Source organism: Aquibacillus salsiterrae, assembly GCF_028416595.1.
GTDB classification, from domain to species: Bacteria; Bacillota; Bacilli; order Bacillales; family Amphibacillaceae; genus Aquibacillus_A; species Aquibacillus_A salsiterrae.
In genome coordinates, this window is the sequence record NZ_JAMQKC010000003.1 from 63,140 (window position 1) to 81,421 (window position 18,282).

General features: G+C 38.9%; 16 protein-coding genes. 3 read left to right on the forward strand and 13 right to left on the reverse strand.

What is annotated here, in order from left to right:
- The first annotated feature begins 119 nt into the window (after window positions 1-119).
- On the forward strand, window positions 120-1,022 hold the full coding sequence (locus NC799_RS04960) for a LysR family transcriptional regulator (protein ID WP_272445268.1): 903 nt from the start codon (window positions 120-122) through the stop codon (window positions 1,020-1,022).
- A gap of 148 nt (window positions 1,023-1,170) precedes the next feature.
- On the opposite strand, the gene NC799_RS04965 is transcribed toward NC799_RS04960, so the two are convergent.
- The 3 genes from NC799_RS04965 to NC799_RS04975 form a co-directional block, all read right to left on the reverse strand.
- Window positions 1,171-1,311, reverse strand: coding sequence for a small, acid-soluble spore protein L (locus NC799_RS04965; RefSeq protein WP_272445269.1), 141 nt, complete (start codon window positions 1,309-1,311; stop codon window positions 1,171-1,173).
- A 53-nt stretch (window positions 1,312-1,364) separates the two neighbouring features.
- Complete coding sequence (locus tag NC799_RS04970) at window positions 1,365-2,246, reverse strand: 5'-3' exonuclease (protein ID WP_272445270.1); 882 nt, start codon at window positions 2,244-2,246, stop codon at window positions 1,365-1,367.
- Window positions 2,247-2,351: 105 nt separating this feature from the next.
- Window positions 2,352-3,752 (reverse strand): ATP-binding protein, encoded by a 1,401-nt coding sequence (locus tag NC799_RS04975; RefSeq protein ID WP_272445271.1) that lies wholly within the window; start codon window positions 3,750-3,752, stop codon window positions 2,352-2,354.
- A 152-nt stretch (window positions 3,753-3,904) separates the two neighbouring features.
- On the opposite strand from NC799_RS04975, the gene msrA reads away from it, so the two are divergent.
- Window positions 3,905-4,432: a peptide-methionine (S)-S-oxide reductase MsrA gene (gene msrA / locus NC799_RS04980; protein WP_272445272.1), complete on the forward strand. Its 528-nt coding sequence runs from the start codon at window positions 3,905-3,907 to the stop codon at window positions 4,430-4,432.
- 235 nt (window positions 4,433-4,667) lie between these two features.
- Here msrA and hisIE read toward each other — a convergent pair whose 3' ends face one another.
- Genes hisIE through NC799_RS05020 form a run of 8 tightly spaced genes read right to left on the reverse strand, consistent with a single transcriptional unit; the run spans window position 4,668 to window position 10,994 of the window.
- Window positions 4,668-5,324, reverse strand: a complete 657-nt coding sequence (gene hisIE, locus NC799_RS04985) for a bifunctional phosphoribosyl-AMP cyclohydrolase/phosphoribosyl-ATP diphosphatase HisIE (RefSeq protein WP_272445273.1) — start codon at window positions 5,322-5,324, stop codon at window positions 4,668-4,670.
- The gene (gene hisF, locus NC799_RS04990) at window positions 5,305-6,072 is read right to left on the reverse strand and encodes an imidazole glycerol phosphate synthase subunit HisF (RefSeq protein WP_272445274.1); all 768 of its coding nucleotides are present in this window, start codon (window positions 6,070-6,072) and stop codon (window positions 5,305-5,307) included. Before hisF ends, hisIE begins: the two co-directional genes overlap by 20 nt.
- Complete coding sequence (gene hisA / locus NC799_RS04995; protein ID WP_272445275.1) at window positions 6,069-6,773, reverse strand: 1-(5-phosphoribosyl)-5-[(5-phosphoribosylamino)methylideneamino]imidazole-4-carboxamide isomerase; 705 nt, start codon at window positions 6,771-6,773, stop codon at window positions 6,069-6,071. The genes hisF and hisA overlap by 4 nt, the downstream gene beginning before the upstream one ends.
- The gene (hisH, locus tag NC799_RS05000; RefSeq protein WP_272445276.1) at window positions 6,770-7,369 is read right to left on the reverse strand and encodes an imidazole glycerol phosphate synthase subunit HisH; all 600 of its coding nucleotides are present in this window, start codon (window positions 7,367-7,369) and stop codon (window positions 6,770-6,772) included. Before hisH ends, hisA begins: the two co-directional genes overlap by 4 nt.
- Window positions 7,366-7,953 (reverse strand): imidazoleglycerol-phosphate dehydratase HisB, encoded by a 588-nt coding sequence (gene hisB / locus NC799_RS05005; RefSeq protein WP_272445277.1) that lies wholly within the window; start codon window positions 7,951-7,953, stop codon window positions 7,366-7,368. The genes hisH and hisB overlap by 4 nt, the downstream gene beginning before the upstream one ends.
- Before the next feature lie 22 nt (window positions 7,954-7,975).
- A complete protein-coding gene (gene hisD, locus NC799_RS05010; protein ID WP_272445278.1) occupies window positions 7,976-9,256 on the reverse strand; it encodes a histidinol dehydrogenase in 1,281 nt (426 codons plus the stop codon).
- Window positions 9,253-9,873 carry an ATP phosphoribosyltransferase gene (hisG, locus tag NC799_RS05015; protein WP_272445280.1) on the reverse strand — a complete coding sequence of 207 codons (621 nt, stop codon included), beginning with the start codon at window positions 9,871-9,873 and terminating at the stop codon, window positions 9,253-9,255. Before hisG ends, hisD begins: the two co-directional genes overlap by 4 nt.
- Entirely contained in the window at window positions 9,870-10,994 is a 1,125-nt protein-coding gene (locus NC799_RS05020; protein WP_272445281.1) for an ATP phosphoribosyltransferase regulatory subunit, read from the reverse strand. Before NC799_RS05020 ends, hisG begins: the two co-directional genes overlap by 4 nt.
- A gap of 68 nt (window positions 10,995-11,062) precedes the next feature.
- Here NC799_RS05020 and hisJ point away from each other — a divergent pair, with 68 nt between their 5' ends.
- Window positions 11,063-11,998: a histidinol-phosphatase HisJ gene (gene hisJ, locus NC799_RS05025; RefSeq protein ID WP_334313843.1), complete on the forward strand. Its 936-nt coding sequence runs from the start codon at window positions 11,063-11,065 to the stop codon at window positions 11,996-11,998.
- A gap of 18 nt (window positions 11,999-12,016) precedes the next feature.
- Here hisJ and NC799_RS05030 read toward each other — a convergent pair whose 3' ends face one another.
- A complete protein-coding gene (locus NC799_RS05030; protein WP_272445282.1) occupies window positions 12,017-15,631 on the reverse strand; it encodes a dynamin family protein in 3,615 nt (1,204 codons plus the stop codon).
- Window positions 15,632-15,818: 187 nt separating this feature from the next.
- Complete coding sequence (gene parC / locus NC799_RS05035; protein ID WP_272445283.1) at window positions 15,819-18,278, reverse strand: DNA topoisomerase IV subunit A; 2,460 nt, start codon at window positions 18,276-18,278, stop codon at window positions 15,819-15,821.
- Window positions 18,279-18,282 lie beyond the last annotated feature (4 nt).

Genomic DNA, 18,282 nt, shown 5'->3' on the forward strand with positions numbered 1-18,282 from the left:
TTTTCTTTTCTTTTTAAAGGTCTCTTATTTATATTGTAGGTTTTCTTATTCATCCAAACAATATATAATATAGATTAAAGTTATCTCATTTTGAGAACGATTGGTCAGGAGTGGTAAAAATGGAACTACGACAATTACGATATTTTATGGAAGTAGCAGAACGTGAGCACGTATCTGAGGCTGCTGCTAATTTACACGTAGCGCAATCAGCGATTAGTCGACAAATCGCCAACCTTGAAGCGGAATTAGGGGTGGCGTTGTTTGAACGGGAGGGCAGAAATGTCAAGCTAACACAAATCGGAAGAATCTTTTTTACACATACAACAACAGCGATGAAAGCCATTGAACATGCGAAGAAACAAATTGATGAGCACTTAGATCCAGAACGCGGGACAATTAAAATCGGCTTCCCAACTAGTTTAGCAAGTCATTTGTTACCTACTGTCATTTCTGAATTTAAACAGAAGTATCCGAAAGTAGCCTTTCAATTAAGGCAAGGATCTTATAACTTTTTAATTGATGCAGTTAAAAATCGCGACATTGACTTAGCTTTTCTTGGACCTGTACCGACTGATCAAGTAGACATTAAAAGTGATATTTTATTTACTGAAAACCTAAGTGCACTTGTACCGGCATCCCACCCTTTGGCTGAACGCAGCAGTCTAGATTTACGTGATTTGCGCAAAGAAGCATTTGTCCTTTTTCCAAAAGGATATATTCTCCATAAGTTAGTGATTGATGGATGTAAACAAGCTGGATTCCAGCCAAATGTAACTTCAGAAGGAGAGGATCTTGATGCGATTAAAGGCCTTGTCTCAGCAGGAATCGGGATTACTCTGTTACCAGAAAGTGCCTTTGGTGAAGCTAACTCAAGATATACAAAAAAAGTAATTATCAATAATCCGCCATTAAAAAGAACCGTTGGCATTATCATCCCAAAACATCGCAACCTAGCACCATCCGAACAAGTGTTTTATCATTTTGTCAAAGAATTTTTCTCCATGCTCCAACAATTTCAATAAGAAAAGCGCAAGTCGCGCCTTGCTAGCCTAAGGCAGGCATAAGACAAACCCTGACGTGGCGGTCTTTGCCACAGAAGGGTTTGTCTTATGACCCCGAGGGATAGGAAGCGGAGCTAGACAGCTCTTGGAACTGGGTAATCCCATAACCTTAACGTTTCGTATTTGCGTTTTTCGCGTTGTCTTCTAACTCGGATTTTGGACGTTGGTTGGCCACGTCTTCTGTTAAGCCCTGGGGATTAACACTAGACTTCGGTCGACCATCGATTTTTACATTGCGGTTTTGTTTCATGTCAGACACCTCCATAACTATAGTGTCTGTTCACCATCTGAAAATTATCCATATTAGATCGTTACTTTGTCGAGCCACCTTGTTATATTTTTAAATTCTAAGTCCTTTAACTTGGTTGCAACCTTGTCATTATTCATCTGCCAATACGCCTTTGTCAAGGAACACTCAACAGGTGTCGTGCAATGAATTCTAGCTAGGTCCTTAGATAAGTGAAGCATGTCGATATTTTCTTCTATTTTCTTTTTAACACCCTTACTAAGCACATCGATATTTTCGAGTATTCTCTCTGTTGTTCCGTAGGCTTCGATTAGTTTTAATGCAGTTTTTTCACCAATTCCCTTTACTCCTGGATAATTATCTGATGAATCACCCATCAATGCTTTTAGTTCAACGACTTGATGTGGTAAAAAGCCTTTTTGTTCAAAAAATGTATCATTCGAAAATACTTCGTAATTACCTTGACCTTTTCTCATGATAGCAACATGAATATTGTCCTTGACTAGCTGTAGCATATCTTGGTCACCAGTAACAATGATTACTTCATTTTCTTGATGATAATGATTGGCAAGTGTACCAATGCAATCATCCGCTTCATAGCCCGCGATACCGATATTTGGTACATCAAACGCCTCAACAACTTCCTTAATCAAGTCAAATTGTGGGATCAACTCTACTGGTGGTTCTCCTCTATTACCTTTATATTCCGGATACATTTCATTGCGAAAGGTTTTACTTCCCATATCCCAACAACAGATCACATAGTTAGGTTTAAACATCTCGATTGCATTAACAAAATAATTCAGAAAACCAAAAATTGCGTTTGTCGGCATCCCTTTACTGTTAATCATAAAATTACCTGTATATGATGTTGCAAAAAATCCTCTAAATAACAAAGCCATCCCATCAACAAGCAAGACTTTATTGTGTTTATTCATAGGTATCGAATCCTTTTCTTTTAACTTTATTAAACTGTATCCATAATCTCATAAAATGATAGTTTTACAAGAGCAAACACAAGATTACCTAATACTGACAAGAGCTCATCGTGATTTTGGTAAATAAATGATAAAGGTTGTCCCTTTATTCTCTTCGCTCTCGATGTGAATTCTACCATTATGATTGTTAATGATTTTATAAGACACCATCAAACCTAGTCCTGTGCCTTTCTTTTTCGTGGTAAAAAAGGATTCACCGAGCTTGTCTAAATTATGTTTGGGTATACCACTACCATGGTCTGTTACTTTTATCAGAACAAAAGAATCCTGTTCTTCTAACGAAACATCAATAACCCCGTCCTCAAAAGATGCTTCTATTGCATTCTTAATTAAGTTAATAAACACTTGTTTTAATTGGGATTTATCTCCAAGAACTTCAACATCGTCTGCTTTTTTCTGCCAATAAATATAAACGTTTTTTCGCTTCGATTGAGCATTTAATAAGAAAACTACTTCATCCAAAACTTGATGAATAGAAAGGTTCGCCATTTCTTCTTTAGGTTTAGCAAACCCTAACAAGTCGTTGGCGATATGTTCAATTCTTTCAATTTCAGAATTTAGGATTGTTATATAATCTTTCGTTTCAATCGTTCCTGCTTGCATAAGTTGCAAGAAGCCTTTAATTGATGTTAACGGATTTTTAATTTCATGAACTACGCCGGCACTTAGTTCGCCGATTAATGCTAATTTCTCAGATTGTCGAAGCAACCTTTCTGTCTCCATTTGAACAGAATTGTCCCGAAGTCCAAGCAGTATTCTTTTTTCCTTATGCCGGTGGATGATTTTCCCTTTTGCCTCAACCCATATGTAGCGGTTTTCCTTAGAACAGACCCGGTAAGTAATCAGAAAAGGTTCTTCCTCCTCCTTTAACGAGTTAATCGCATTCGTTATGTTCGGAATGTCGCTTGGGTGGATAAAGGCTAATAGGTCAACTTCAAGGAAGTCTTGTTCCTGATAACCTAACACGTGTTCAACAGACGGTGAAATATACTTCACCTTGCCTTCTTCACTTAGTTCAAGCAACACATCAGAGGTGTTTTTACTGATTAATTGATACTCTTCTTCCCTTGACACATATTCTTTTTCAAAAACTTTCCGTTTCGAAATATCTCTTACATGTATTTGTGCAAACGTACTATTCTCATGTTTGTACGGTAAAGCGTCAGTTTCGACGTGGAGAATCGATCCGTCTTTTTTAATTAATTTCTGCTCCATTGCTTCCATGCGTTTTTCTTGGTGAATCACTGTCTGGATGGTATGTTGACAGGTTTCCCAAAATTGCGGATGTAGTATGTTAGACAGCTTAAGCGTCTCTTTCTTGTCATAGCCAAGCAGATCGTATGTATGCTTATTTGCGTAAATAACATCATTTGTTTTACTAAGTATGAAAATTCCTATCAGTGAGTTTTCAATCACTTGAGTAAAATCAATGAATTTGATTGCCAAATAAATCTCCCCCTCGGTAAACGAACGGCAATAAGCTCTAGTCCACTTTTTTTATCTATTTCTATGAACCTTGTTAGAAGAGCGTCAACAGTTGAATACACTTATAAATTCATGTATAGTTACATTCTAATCATAATAACGGAGTGGATGGAATGTCAAAGCAATTTGAAAAAGCAACCTTTGCAGGTGGATGTTTCTGGTGTATGGTTAAGCCTTTTGATCAATGGGAAGGTGTCCATCGTGTTGTTTCTGGATACACTGGCGGCCATGTTGCCAATCCTACCTATGCAGAAGTGAAAACTGGATCTACTGGCCACTATGAGGCTGTTGAGATTACCTATGACCCAACAATTATTACCTATGACCAAATTTTATCGCTTTACTGGCCACAAATCGATCCGACCGATCCTGATGGACAGTTCCATGACCGAGGAAGTCAATATCGAACTGCAATATTTTACCATAGCCAAGAACAAAAAGTAAAATCGGAAAATTCTTTACGCACCTTGGAACAAAGCGGAAAATTCCATAAACCAATTGTGACAGAAATTCTACCTGCGTCAACTTTTTATCCCGCCGAGGAATATCATCAAAACTTTTATAAAAAAAATGAACAAGAATATCAAGAGGACCGCGAAAAATCGGGAAGAGATGGATTTATTCACCAACATTGGAAATGAAAAAGAAAAGCGAAAAAATATGACTATTTTCTATCTAAACTTAGATAATGGTAAACAAGACCAGTTGTAATCTGCAATACAACTGGTCTTGTTTCCTCGGACAACTTTACATAATCAGGTTATGGTAAACCACCATCGCTAAGTTGGTATAAGAAAAGCACAAGTCGCGCCTTGCCCGGAGCTAGACAGCTCTTCGATTTTATTTAATGCTTTCTTACCTTTTAAAAAGAGAGCGTCACCACTCTTTTATTTCAGGACGCTCACCTTTACTGTTTCCTTTTTTTGAAAATCTATTATCTAATTCACCCTTAACATCTTCCAATGAAACGTTTTGATCTGCCATTAATACGAAACTATGGTAGATTAAATCACTTACTTCATTAATAATTTCTTGCTTATCTTGATTCTTTGCAGCAATGACAACTTCGCCTGCTTCTTCAATGACTTTTTTCCCTATCTTATCAATACCTTTATCAAACAAATAATTCGTATAGGAATTTTCCACTTTGCTAATTTTGCGGTCTTCCACTTCACGCATTACTTCTTCAAAGATATCTGTTTCTAGTGTTTGATCAACAGATCCATCCTCAAAGACAGACTGAAAGAAACAAGTAGTTTCGCCAGTATGACACGCTGGTCCTTTAGGATCGACAGCGATTAAAAGAGTATCCTTGTCACAGTCTAGTTTTATCGACTTCACTGTTTGCGTATTTCCAGATGTAGCCCCTTTATTCCATAGTTCATTTCTTGACCGTGAGAAAAACCATGTTTGGTTCGTTTCGAGCGTTTTTTGATAAGAGTCTTCATTCATGTAAGCTAACATTAGCACGTCGTTCGTTTGATAATCTATAACGATTGCAGGTACTAGCCCTTTAGAGAAGTCTGGCTTCACGTATATCCACTCCTTGGTCTTTACAAGATTGTTTCACTTCTTCAATCGTAAATGTGTTCTCATGGAAAATAGACGCCGCTAGTGCAGCAGAAACATCTGTAGCCTTAAATACTTCTGGGAAGTGCTCAGGGCTACCACAGCCACCAGAGGCAATTACAGGAATACGGACAGCATCCACTACCGCTTGGGTCAACTCAAGATCAAATCCGTCCTTTACCCCATCCGTATCGACACTAGTGAGTAGTATCTCACCTGCACCTTTTTGCTCGGCTTCTTTTGCCCATCGAATAGCGTCGATGCCAGTATCTTTACTACCGCCATGAGTCATCACATGCCAACCATCAGCAAATTTTTTGGCATCGATAGCTACAACAATACATTGTGCGCCAAAGCGTGCCGAAGACTCTGTAATTAACGTTGGATTTGCTACAGCAGCAGAATTCATCCCAACTTTGTCTGCACCCGCTTTTAATAAACGGGTGACATCATCAATCGTTCTAACTCCACCACCGACAGTAAAAGGAACGAATACATTTTCAGCTGTTTCTCTGACGATATCAACCATTGTTTGTCTACCTTCGTTTGTCGCAGAAATATCTAAAAAGATAATTTCGTCTGCACCATGCTTCGAATAGGCGGATGCCATTTCTACAGGATCACCTAATTCACGTAATCCAACGAAATTCGTTCCTTTCACAACTTTACCTTCTTTTACATCTAAGCAAGGAATCACTCGTTTTACAATCATGATTGGCCTCCATTAAGTGTAACCGTACCTTCATAGATCGCTTTACCGACAATTGCCTCTTCAATCCCAATTTCAGCTAGTGCTTTAAGGTCATCATTATCTTTAATTCCACCAGATGCAACAATTTTACAATCAACCGCATCTAATAAATTTTTAAGCTGTGTTACGTTTGGACCTGACATCGTACCGTCTCTTGAAATATCGGTGAACACAATCGTTTGCACGCCTAAAGACTCCATTTTTTTGGCAAAATCAATATAGTCTACTTCTGACACTGTTTCCCAGCCTCGGGTCGCGACCTTTCCATCCTTTGCATCAATACCAACAACAATATGGTGTTTAAATTTGTCCAATGCAGCCTTTAAAAAATCTTCATCTTCCAATGCTGCAGTACCGAGCACCAACCGGCTAGCTCCTGCTTCCACTAGTTTTTCAATCGTTTCTAGTGAACGGATCCCCCCGCCTACTTGGATTGGCACACTCGACTGGTTACACAATTTACGAATTAAGTCATACTGTCTAGCTTCTCCATTGCGAGCACCATCTAAATCCACAATATGAACGATCTCAGCACCATCTTTAATAAACGTAGCTAGCTGGGATTCTGGGTCACTGCCAACTTGGGTTGTTTTACTAAAATCCCCTTGATATAATCGCACGCATTTTCCATTAATTAAATCTATTGCAGGTAAGATTTTCATTTTGTTTCCTCCCGAAGAAATGTTTTTAAGATCTCGACTCCAATTTCTCCACTCTTCTCAGGATGAAACTGAATTCCGTATACATTACCATTTTTCACGATTGCCGGTACCTCTGTTCCGTACTCGGCAGTTGCTACTAAATAGCGCTCTTCTGTCCGCGCTTCAAACGAGTGTACAAAATAGACATGCTCCCCTTGAAATGACTGAAATGATCGATCATTTTCCTTAATATCGAGAGAATTCCAGCCAATGTGTGGTAGGATGTATGGAGTTTTTATTTTTTCAACTGTACCGGGTATTAAATCAAGACCTAACGAAGTGCCTCCCTCATAACCTTCCGTGAAAAGTAGTTGCATCCCAAGACAAATGCCAAGGAACGGCTTTTCATTCGCAAGGTGTTTAAGCGTCTCTTTTAACCCCCGTTCTTCAATTTCTTCCACAGCTGCTTGAAACGAACCCACACCTGGTAAAATGATATGGGAAGCTTTTGCTAGCTCATCCTTCTTATCTGTTAAAATAACGTCATACCCTAACCGCTTGAATGCCGTCGTAACACTAGCGACATTACCCATGCCATAATCTACAATTGCAATCATTCGATTAACCCCTTTGTTGAATTAACCCCTTTTATATCTGGATTGATTCGAATTGCCTCAGACAGTGAACGACCTAACGCTTTAAACAACGCCTCGATTTTATGGTGTGTATTGATCCCATACAGCACTCTAGCATGTAAGGTTATGCCTGATTGAAAAGCAAACGCTTGGAAAAACTCACGAACTAACTCTGTATCAAAGTTTCCTAATTTTTGATTTTCAAAGCTAGCATCAAACGCTAAAAACGGTCTACCACTAATATCAAGAGAGACAAATCCTAACGTTTCATCCATTGGTACATAGGCATGGCCGTAGCGATTAATTTGCTTTTTATCTCCTAGTGCTTCTTTTAGAACTTGACCTAACACAATCCCAACATCCTCAACCGTATGGTGACTGTCAATATGGAGGTCACCATCTGCTTTAACGACTAACCCAAACCGACCATGCCTTGCTAGTAACTCAAGCATATGATCAAAAAAACCGACACCCGTTTCAATGGTTACTTCTTCACTATTATCTAGTTTTACAGCTACTTCTATATACGTTTCATTTGTCTTTCTTTGTTTACTTGCCGAACGCATTAGGTTATCACTCCACTTGAAATTAATTTTTAAGTCTTTTTTCGACCGCTCTAGCATGGCCTACTAATTGCTCTTCTTCTGCAATAGTGATGACGTGCTGTGCTGCATCTTGTAGAGCTTTGTCTGAATAATATAAAAAGGTTGTTTTCTTAATAAAGTCATCGACAGACAAACCAGATGAAAATCTAGCTGTACCAGACGTTGGTAACACGTGGTTTGGTCCGGCGTAGTAATCACCTAGCGCCTCCGGTGTATAGTTCCCGAGAAAAACCGACCCAGCATTTTTGATATATCCTAAAAAGCTAAGCGGGTTTTCCACCTGAATTTCTAAGTGTTCAGGCGCCAACTGGTTAGCTAGTCTGAACGCCTCTTCTATCGTTGTTACTTGGACACTTCCGCTTTTATTTTTTAAAGATGCTTCGGCAATCGACTGTCTTGGCAAAACCGCACATTGCTTTTCTAGCTCAGCGTTCACTTTACCAATTAAGCTAGCTGATGTTGTGATCAAAAATGATCTTGCATTTTCATCGTGTTCCGACTGAGCAATTAAGTCAGCTGCTACAAAACTTGGTTCTGCTGTATCATCTGCAATGATTGCTACCTCAGACGGTCCTGCAATCATATCAATGCCCACATCCCCAAACACTAATGATTTAGCCGCTGCTACATAAGCATTACCAGGACCAACGATTTTATCAACAGAGGGAACGGTTTCTGTTCCGTACGCTAGGGCAGCAATTGCTTGAATACCGCCAATTTTAAAGATGGTTGTTACTCCTGCAATATCAGCTGCGACCGACAGAATTGGTGCAATCGACTCTCCATTACGAGCGGGCGTAACCATGATTACCTCTTCCACTCCTGCTAAAATAGCTGGGATGGCATTCATTAACACGGATGATGGATAGCATGCTGTCCCTCCTGGAACATAGATTCCCACTTTTTCGATTGGACGGAACAGCTGCCCGGAAACAATATTTTCATCCATATGCATAAACCTAGAAGACTGCAGTTGTTTTTGGTGGAATTTACGAATGTTGTTGGCAGCTTGCTTCAAGGACTCAATCGTTTTATCATCGACTTGGTCCCAAGCTTCTTTACGTTCATCCGCGCTGACCACTAACTGATTAGGCAGGACGCCATCAAACTTTTCTATATAGTGATGTAATGCTTGGTCACCATTTTTCCTAATGTCAACAATGACCTCTCTCGCTGTTTGCAGCACAGCCATGTTTTGTGTTTCAGCCTTTTTCTTGGATAAAAAAGTGTTAGAAAACGCGTCTAGTTGATATTCTGGGATCATTTTACCGTTAACCCCCTTTGGAACGCCTCGATTACTTTTGCTAACTCGTTACGCTTGATCTTTAGCGACGAACGATTGGCGATGCAGCGGGCACTAAAGTGCATAAATTCATCTGTTACAACAAGGCCGTTTTCCTTCAGTGTTGTACCGGTTTCTACAATATCAACAATACCGTCAGCCAATCCTAAAATTGGTGCTAATTCAACAGAACCTTCCAATTTAAAGATTTCCACAGATTCACCTTTTTGCTTAAAGTATTCTTTTGTAATATTCGTGTATTTACTTGCAATCCGTCTCTTACCTTCTGGCCATTCTTTGCCCTTCTCTTTAGCTAGTGCCATTCGGCATTCACCAAATGGCAGAGGGAACAAATTATAGACATCTGGCTGAAATTCTGCGAGTATATCTTCACCAACAATGCCTAAATCAGCAATACCGTGCTCAACATACGTTGTCACGTCGACACCTTTAGCAAAAACAAACAGAAAGTCATCTGTTTCTACCCGTAACTTTCTTCCTTTATTAATTAGCGGCTCGACATCGTATGAAAGGGATGCAAAGAATTTCAAAAATTGTTTCTCAACCCTTCCTTTTGTTAATGCAATCGTCGGTTTCATTGTTCAACCACCTTATACTCATCATTTTCCTTAATAACTTTAAACACGCGGTCAAATTTTTCTTTATCCTTATCGGTATACTGAATATCAACAATAGCGTTGGTAAAGGTATGGCGTAGCTCTTCTGCGTAAGCATGGGACGCCTCTTCAGCTATGATGCATATTCGCTCATAAGATTCCTCAATATGAAGATGGTCTGCTAACACGTCGACATCAAACGCTAAGCCAACAGCAGAAATGCTCTCATCAAACTGTTCATATAGCTTGTCATACCTTCCACCAGAAAAACAAGTTGCCCCGGTTTCTTTTAAGTAACCACGAAACATTGTTCCACAATAATAAGGTAGATTTTTCACGCGACCAAGGTCAACAGAAACATCTTTAACCCCTCTTTCCGTTAGTAGGGTCGCTAATTTCTTTAAATGCTTAATAATTTCTAATAACCGAGGATTATCCTTCCACTTCACTTCATATTCTTCAATGACATCAAAGGAACCAAAAGCATCCACCATAGCAGTAATCTCATCTGCTTGTTCTTTGGAAGCTTTCCCGTTTACAATAGTAAAAACGACATCACGCCTTTTATCATGCATCGCCTCACGTAATTGATCTAACTCTTGATCAGATAACTGTAGTGGCGCAGTTAATTCATCAAAAATTCCGGTATGACCTAATTCGATTAAATAGTCAGCGATATTTAATTCTTTTAAGTATTGAACAGCTGTAAGTAGACTTTCTCCCTCACCTAAAAATACTGGTGTGTGAACAATTTCAATACCCGCTTGTCTGCTTTCAATTCCGTCCTTATCACGTCGAAACACAGACCCTTGATAAGACCACTTGAGCTCTGATGGGTGTTGCTTTACTAACGCTCTTGCAATAGCCGTTGTCCAGTCTGGACGTAACACTTCAATTTCTCCTTCACGGTTAAACCATTTCAGCATATTTTGCAAATTCATGCCAGCATATTCGTTAGTAAATGTATCCGCAAATTCTACGACTGGTGTAGAGATTTGTTTATAGTTTCTTAGTATCATTACTTGCCTGAAAATTTCATAAGCTTTCGAACGATTATCAACTGTTTGTCCAATTTCATCTTGACTACCTGCTGGTAAAAACATTTTTTCACTTCCAATACATTCATTCTTTAGTTTGTTATCACTCTACCACACTAAAGGATTTTGTTGTTATGTTGAACTTAACACAGGATACTTGTTCAAGTCAATCGATTTACGGTAAAATTAATACCTATACTAATTATACCGAATTGAGAGGAGTTTATCGAATGCGGATAAACGGTGACTTCCATGTTCATACACCCTATTGCCCACACGGAACTGACGATTCCATGGAGTCGTATGTACGTAAGGCGTTGGAAAAAGGATTGACTAATCTCACGTTCACAGAACACGCCCCACTTCCTCGTCGCTTCACAGACCCTACTCCAGATCAAGATAGTGCGATGCGTTGGAGCGATGTCACGGATTATATCGAGGAAGGAAAACGATTGAAAGACAAATATAAAAACGAGATAACGATTCGAGTAGGATTTGAGGTAGACTTTATCTCTGACTTTGAACAGGAGACCAAGGCTTTTCTTGATAGATATGGAGCAGATATAGATGACAGCATTCTTTCCGTGCATATGTTAAAGGCTCCAAACGGTGAATATGTTTGTATTGATTTCAGTGAAGATGAATTTAATCGGATTATTACGTTGTTTGGCTCGGTCGATACTGTTTATAAGCATTATTATGAAACGGTTAAACAGGCAATCGGCGCTGATTTAGGTTTTTACAAGCCGATGCGGATTGGACACATCACGCTAGTCGAAAAATTTTCAAAGTTATTTCAACCGCAACAAAACTACGATCAACAAATTATCGAGCTATTACAGTTAGTAAAGAAAAACAACCTTTCTTTAGATATTAACACCGCCGGGAACTATAAAGAGTATTGTGGTACAAGCTATCCACGTACTCCCCTTATTCATGCTGCACATGATTTAGGAATACCACTCGTAGTTGGATCAGACAGCCATAAAAGTGACCATATCGGTAGAGGTTTTGAATTACTTCCAAGCGAGATAACTTACTCCCTACCACTTGCAAAAACCCTTTCCTAAGTAGGAAAGGGTTTGCTGTTATTGTCTTATGATCGAATCGAGCTTATTTTTCTTACGGATTAGTTCCTCTACATCAACGGCATCGGTCAGTGAGTGCTTAAGTGCATCATAATATTGCTTTGTTGACTTGATAGCCTGCTGCTTTGTTTGTTCAACTAATGTCTTCCATTTTTCACGATAATGCTCACTTAACACTGTTTTATTTCCTTCCAAATATGCTTCGATAAACGGCGTTAATTGCTCCAATAAGCTTTCCTTCATTTTTTCCTTTTCGTTTTTCTCAAAAAATGACTTAGTATTTTTAAAAATAGTTAAAGAACGATCAAACTGATTTAAATCAATACGGTCAAATGCTTGAGAGAATGTTGGTGTATCAAAGGTAGCAGGATCTAGTTTATTTAAAGCAATGTTTTCATTCAATCTTTTCAATCTACTCTCTGCTTCTTCATTCCATTCGATAGCTCTTTGATTTAACAATGCTTCAATTCTTAACGAAACTGCTCTTAGTTCTTGTGCAAGTTCATGACCAATCCCACTTATTAACTTCATTAAGCAATCCGTTAACTCACGTTTTGCTTCCTTCCCATTATGTTTAATCGTCGCAGGATTAAATGCCTCTTTAAAACGATCGGTAAATTGGATAGACATTCTTTCCTGAACATAGAATAGTTGTTTTTCTATTTTTTGAATGATTGCGGTTTGATGAGATTCCGTCCCTGTCTTTTGGATAACATCATAAACAGCACCTAACTCTTCTTCATATTGTGCCAATCTTTTCTTCTTTTCTTCTTGATTCATCGAAGCCGATTCCAGATAGTTATCGAGTATTCGTGCCCCACGATTTATTTCGTGGTAAGAAGACTGAATTAATAATTCCATTAATTCCTGGTTAACAAAATGGTCAAATGATTGTTCGAATTCACCCATTCCAGATGCAGAAGTTTGGACATTTCCTTCTTTCTCTTGTAGTGCTAACTTACTAGAAACCGGGAAAAGCCGAGGATTACGAACACCAAATAGCTCTAATTGCTCCTTAATATAGGTTAAAACTAACTGCAGGTCTTCTTCGCTTTGTGCTAAATCAGCAGCATTTACGATAAAAAACATTTTATCTAAACTAAACGCATCCTTAACCCGACCCAGTTGGATTAAAAAGTCACGGTCCGCTTTTGAAAATGGGTGGTTGTAATAGGTCACAAACAAAATGGCATCTGCTTGTTTAATGTACTCAAAGGAAACATCTGTATGACGGGCATTCACCGAATCTGCTCCTGGGGTATCTACGAGTGTTATCCCTTTTCTAGTTAGCGAGCAATCATAAAACAACTCCATCCATTCTACGTAGCATGCAAGTGATTCATTTGAAACAAATTCAGGAAATTGTTCCAAATCAATGGTTATTTGCTTACCTAAAGAATCGCCCATTCGTTTGTAGCCGTCAACTACAGCATCGATAAATGACAGATGTTTGTGTTCGATAGAATCTTTGTTTTCTAATCCACCCTTTGCTGCCACAGCGATAAACTCAGTCATCGAACCGGCAAATGATGTGATCGTTTTAATATCCATCATTAACGCTTTTTCCTCTTTAATTTTTACTAACACCGTTCCATGGGTAAACGTACCATTTGGGGGTGCTATTTTATTAATTGCTGCTGTTGTTGGGTTTGGCGATACCGGTAAAACATCTTCCCCGATAAGAGCATTAGCAAAAGAAGATTTCCCTGCACTAAACGCACCAAATAATGCCACCGTGTAATGACGGTTATTTAACCGTTCTTTTTTCGCTAATAAATCCGTAACAATCGTTTGAAAACCTGGCAAATCATGAATAACCGACAGTGTATCCTCAATTGCTTTGACTGTTTGTTCGAGCGTTTGGTTTGTTCCTGTGGTGCTGACCACTGGTTCTTTCGTAGCATCCATCGATTGATTTGGTTGTGCTACGTCCTTCTCATCGGAAACTAACCGAACATTACTTGTCAACTTATCCCTATCTTTCCTGGCAGCGTCTACAAGTCCTGGGTTCGTACGGGGTTCGGTCAATAGTGCGCGAAGTTTTTCTCCTACTTCGTCAATCGCTTCGTCAATCGTTGCAAGCTCCTCTTCTAACCTTTCTTTTTCATCCCAGTTATCAAGCAACTCGATTATTTGTTGTTTTTCATGATAACTATCTTCTTCTAGCGCTTCCTCAATTTGCAGCCATATGTCATTGCATCTTTGTTTATATGCCTGCTTAATATCATTAGAAATTCCGTCTGTATAGACGAGTAAATATTCCCCTGTTATCCGGGCGCCCGGTTTTATTAACGAAATTAACCGTTCTTTATCATAAGTAATCGTTAACTGTTGTGCGAGACTAGCCAAGTGAGAAGATTGGATATGATGTGCTTTTAGTATTTCAGTAATCTTTTCCCTTAATTTCCACTCGATCGTTGTTTTCGTCGTATCCATCAGTGAATCAAAGAAACGCGTTAACCGTTGTTGTCGTTCTTCCTCGATTTTTTTCTTCGTCGAAAAAAGCCCCACCTTGAACCCCGGTTGTTGTGCCTCCAAAAACTGTTCTGCCAGTTCCCTTAACTCAAACGGCATTAAATAAGCATTTTTTAATGTACTAGCAACCTCTTTTCTAAATTCCTTCTCCACTTCACTAGTACGACTTCGCAGTTGATCTAACGTTTGCTCTAGTTGTTGCCTAGAACCACGTTCCTCAAGGTCTGATAGCTCCTCTAATCGCTCTGTTAACAGCCTTTTCTTGTCATCTTCCTTCTCTTCTAACCAATGCAAATGTTCCTTAATAAAAAATTGGAGCGAATGATCAATCGTAGACCTTATGCTAGAATGCTTCTTACTCATCAACTCCGCTAGACAAGCTCTTAATTCTGTTAACTGATTAGCCTTTAACTCTTTCGTTTGCATCGATGTATAAAAGATTCTTTCCGGTTTTATTGTCCAATTTTGAAAGGTATCTACTACACTTTGTTTGAACTGCTTAATAGATAATTCCTCTTCCCGGTGTTTATCTATTTGATTAATAACGATATAGATTGGTTTTCCGCGGTCCTGCATCTCCTTTAGAAATAGTAGATTAACCTCTGACTGCACATGATTGTAGTCCATAACATAAAACATGGCATCAACGGTATGCAGCGATGACTCTGTCATAATACGGTCTGCATCATTGGAAGAATCGATCCCCGGTGTATCTAAAATGGCAACGTTTTCTGGAATCCGGTCAGTAACTTTACTTATTTCTATCTTATTTATCGCATCGCCGTCCTTACAATACGACTTAATAACCTCGATATCATAAGGCTCTTGATATTCGACAGGCTCCTCATGATTAAAAAACACTCTTGCCCTTCCCTGTTTGCCAGCTGTCAATTTCACAACATTTGCACTTGTTGGAATTGGACTTTGTGGTAATACACTATCACCAATCAGGTAATTAATCATCGTTGACTTGCCTGCTGAGAAATGACCAGAGAAACAAATGACTAACTCCCCTTTGTCATACTTTTCTAACAAATCTAAGGTTCTATTTGCTAATTTCTTATTTCCCGCGAGTTGAAACTCTTTATAAATGGCAGCTATACTTTCTGCACTAATCTCATATGTTGTTAAAGAAGTCATCGATGTTGCCCCTTTGTCTGAATATTAACAGAACCTATTATACTATTTTTTTGTTTTTTTACAAAAAAACAGTGCAAAATCGCACTGTTTTCATATTGGATAATTTTTAATTTTGTAGTAATTTACGCAAAAATTTCTCTAAGGACGAAGTATTTGCTTAAGCATACTTTCCTTTTATAACAACTACTTAAGATTCCGTTATGTTGTCACTATCGAATACTTTTGTATAAGTTGCTTGTTCAAAGACCTCAACCACTTCCCCATGCTCATCAACATCAATAATGTAGGACCCATTACTATAGCGGTCACTTTTAGGCAGTTCTAACGGATAAACGGAATGGATAGAACCTTTTGCTGTTTTAAACAAAATGGTATCCTTTTCGGTCACTAACATAAAGCCAGCAACTCGGTGCGGATTTTTCTTAAGCTCACGTAGCATAACAGAACCACGTTTAGCACGAGACGATTTCTCAAAGTCATTTAATTTCATGCGTTTACATGCCCCACGATGCGTTAACAACACTAAGTCCTGGTCTGCGATTAAGTCATCAAAGACAATACCATTGACAACAAACTCATCATCCTTCAGTTGAATTGCTTTAACACCTGCTGCTCGCTGCCCCACCGGACTCACTTCTGACTCATGAAACCATAAGCCAAACCCTTTACTTGATGCAATAAATATATCGGAATTACCGTCTGTAACGTGAACATTTTGGACTTCATCCTGATTTTTCAAATTAGTTGCAATAAGTGCTTTGGAATAACGCTGTGCCTCGTAAAGCTTTAATTCACTACGCTTCACCATACCATTTCTCGTAATAAAGACCAAATACTTACCTTCCTCAAAACTTCGAATAGGGATAGCCTTGACGACCGTCTCATGTTTGTCAATCGACACAATATTAGATATGTGTTGCCCTAAATCCTTCCATCTAATATCTGGCAGTTCGTGAACAGGAATATAAATGTACCTTCCTTTGTTCGTAAACAACAGCAACGTATCCGTTGTATTAATTTCTTGTAAAGCAATCAAATGGTCCTCATCTTTAATTGCTAAGTCTTCCTGATTGGATGCAGCATAAGAACGCAAGCTTGTTCGTTTTACATACCCATCCTTCGTTACAGAAACTAAAACGTCCTCGCTCGCTACAGTGACCTCTAGATTGATTTTTAACTCCTCGATTTTGTCCTCAATCACTGTTCTTCTTGGATCAGCATACTTTTTCTTCAATCCTTTTAAATCTGCCTTAATGACGTCTAAAAGTCGACTTTCATTAGTTAAAATCAATTCTAACTCTTGGATTTTAGCCTGTAATTCTTCGGATTCTTTTTGTAATGATGTAATATCTGTATTCGTTAATCGATATAATTGGAGGTTTACAATTGCTTCTGCCTGTGGTTCGGTAAACCCATAAGCAGCCTGGATTCTAGCTTTTGCGTCCTGTTTGTCCTTCGATGCACGAATCGTCGCGATTAACTCATCGAGTATCGAAATAGCTTTAATTAACCCATCAACAATATGGGAACGTTCCTTTGCTTTTCGCAAATCAAAAGTGGATTGTCTCGTTACGACTTCTTTTTGGTGTGCGATGTAAGAGTCAAGCATATCGGTTAAACTTAACAGCTTTGGTGTCTTATCTTTAATCGCAACCATATTAAAATGGTAAGTGATTTGGAGGTCTGTATTTTTATAAAAGTAGTTGAGGATCCCTTCACTGTCCGCATCCTTCTTTAACTCAATCACAATTCGTAATCCGGTACGATCGGTTTCGTCACGAACTTCCGCTATCCCTTCGACTTTACGGTCAATGCGTAATTCGTCCATCCGCTTCACTAAGCTTGCTTTATTTACTTCATATGGAATTTCGTCAATGACAATCTGTTCGCGATTGCCCCGAACCTTTTCCACTTCTGCTTTCCCGCGGACCACTACCTTACCCTTACCTGTTTGATATGCTTGCTTTAACCCTTCAACCCCCTGAATGATCCCACCAGTAGGGAAATCAGGTCCTTTGATTATTTTCATAATTTCATCAATGGAAATCGATGGGTTATCAATTTTTTTTATGACGGCATCAATTACCTCTGCAAGATTATGTGGAGGAATTTCAGTCGCGTAACCAGCGGAAATACCTGTAGATCCATTGACGAGTAAATTAGGAATTTTTGCCGGCAAAACAACCGGCTCATTAATGGTGTCATCAAAGTTTGGAATGAAATCAACCGTTTCTTTGTCAATATCTCTGACTAACTCAGAAGAAATACTAGAAAGTCTAGCTTCTGTATACCTCATCGCTGCGGGCGGGTCACCGTCAACACTACCATTGTTTCCATGCATCTCAACTAACACATTCCGGACTTTCCACGTTTGGCTTAACCGAACCATAGCCTCATAAACAGAAGAATCACCATGGGGATGATAATTACCAATAACCGTTCCGACTGTTTTCGCTGACTTACGAAATGCCTTATCATGCGTGTTTCGTTCTTCATGCATCGCAAAAATAATTCTACGCTGAACTGGCTTTAGACCATCTCTAACATCGGGTAATGCCCGATCTTGAATAATATATTTACTATAACGACCAAACCGGTCACCAATTACTTCTTCAAGCGGTAAATCTAAATACTTTTCTTGAACCAAAAAA

Excerpts from the sequence above, each read along its gene's own strand:
- NC799_RS04960 (WP_272445268.1), top strand. The coding sequence starts at position 120 with ATGGAACTACGACAATTACGATATTTTATGGAAGTAGCAGAACGTGAG.
- NC799_RS04970 (WP_272445270.1), bottom strand. The coding sequence starts at position 2,246 with ATGAATAAACACAATAAAGTCTTGCTTGTTGATGGGATGGCTTTGTTA.
- hisJ (WP_334313843.1), top strand. The coding sequence starts at position 11,063 with ATGTTGAACTTAACACAGGATACTTGTTCAAGTCAATCGATTTACGGT.
- NC799_RS04965 (WP_272445269.1), bottom strand. The coding sequence starts at position 1,311 with ATGAAACAAAACCGCAATGTAAAAATCGATGGTCGACCGAAGTCTAGT.
- hisF (WP_272445274.1), bottom strand. The coding sequence starts at position 6,072 with ATGATTGTAAAACGAGTGATTCCTTGCTTAGATGTAAAAGAAGGTAAA.
- hisD (WP_272445278.1), bottom strand. The coding sequence starts at position 9,256 with ATGATCCCAGAATATCAACTAGACGCGTTTTCTAACACTTTTTTATCC.
- NC799_RS05030 (WP_272445282.1), bottom strand. The coding sequence starts at position 15,631 with ATGACTTCTTTAACAACATATGAGATTAGTGCAGAAAGTATAGCTGCC.
- NC799_RS05020 (WP_272445281.1), bottom strand. The coding sequence starts at position 10,994 with ATGTTTTTACCAGCAGGTAGTCAAGATGAAATTGGACAAACAGTTGAT.
- msrA (WP_272445272.1), top strand. The coding sequence starts at position 3,905 with ATGTCAAAGCAATTTGAAAAAGCAACCTTTGCAGGTGGATGTTTCTGG.
- hisB (WP_272445277.1), bottom strand. The coding sequence starts at position 7,953 with ATGCGTTCGGCAAGTAAACAAAGAAAGACAAATGAAACGTATATAGAA.
- hisG (WP_272445280.1), bottom strand. The coding sequence starts at position 9,873 with ATGAAACCGACGATTGCATTAACAAAAGGAAGGGTTGAGAAACAATTT.
- hisH (WP_272445276.1), bottom strand. The coding sequence starts at position 7,369 with ATGATTGCAATTGTAGATTATGGCATGGGTAATGTCGCTAGTGTTACG.
- hisA (WP_272445275.1), bottom strand. The coding sequence starts at position 6,773 with ATGAAAATCTTACCTGCAATAGATTTAATTAATGGAAAATGCGTGCGA.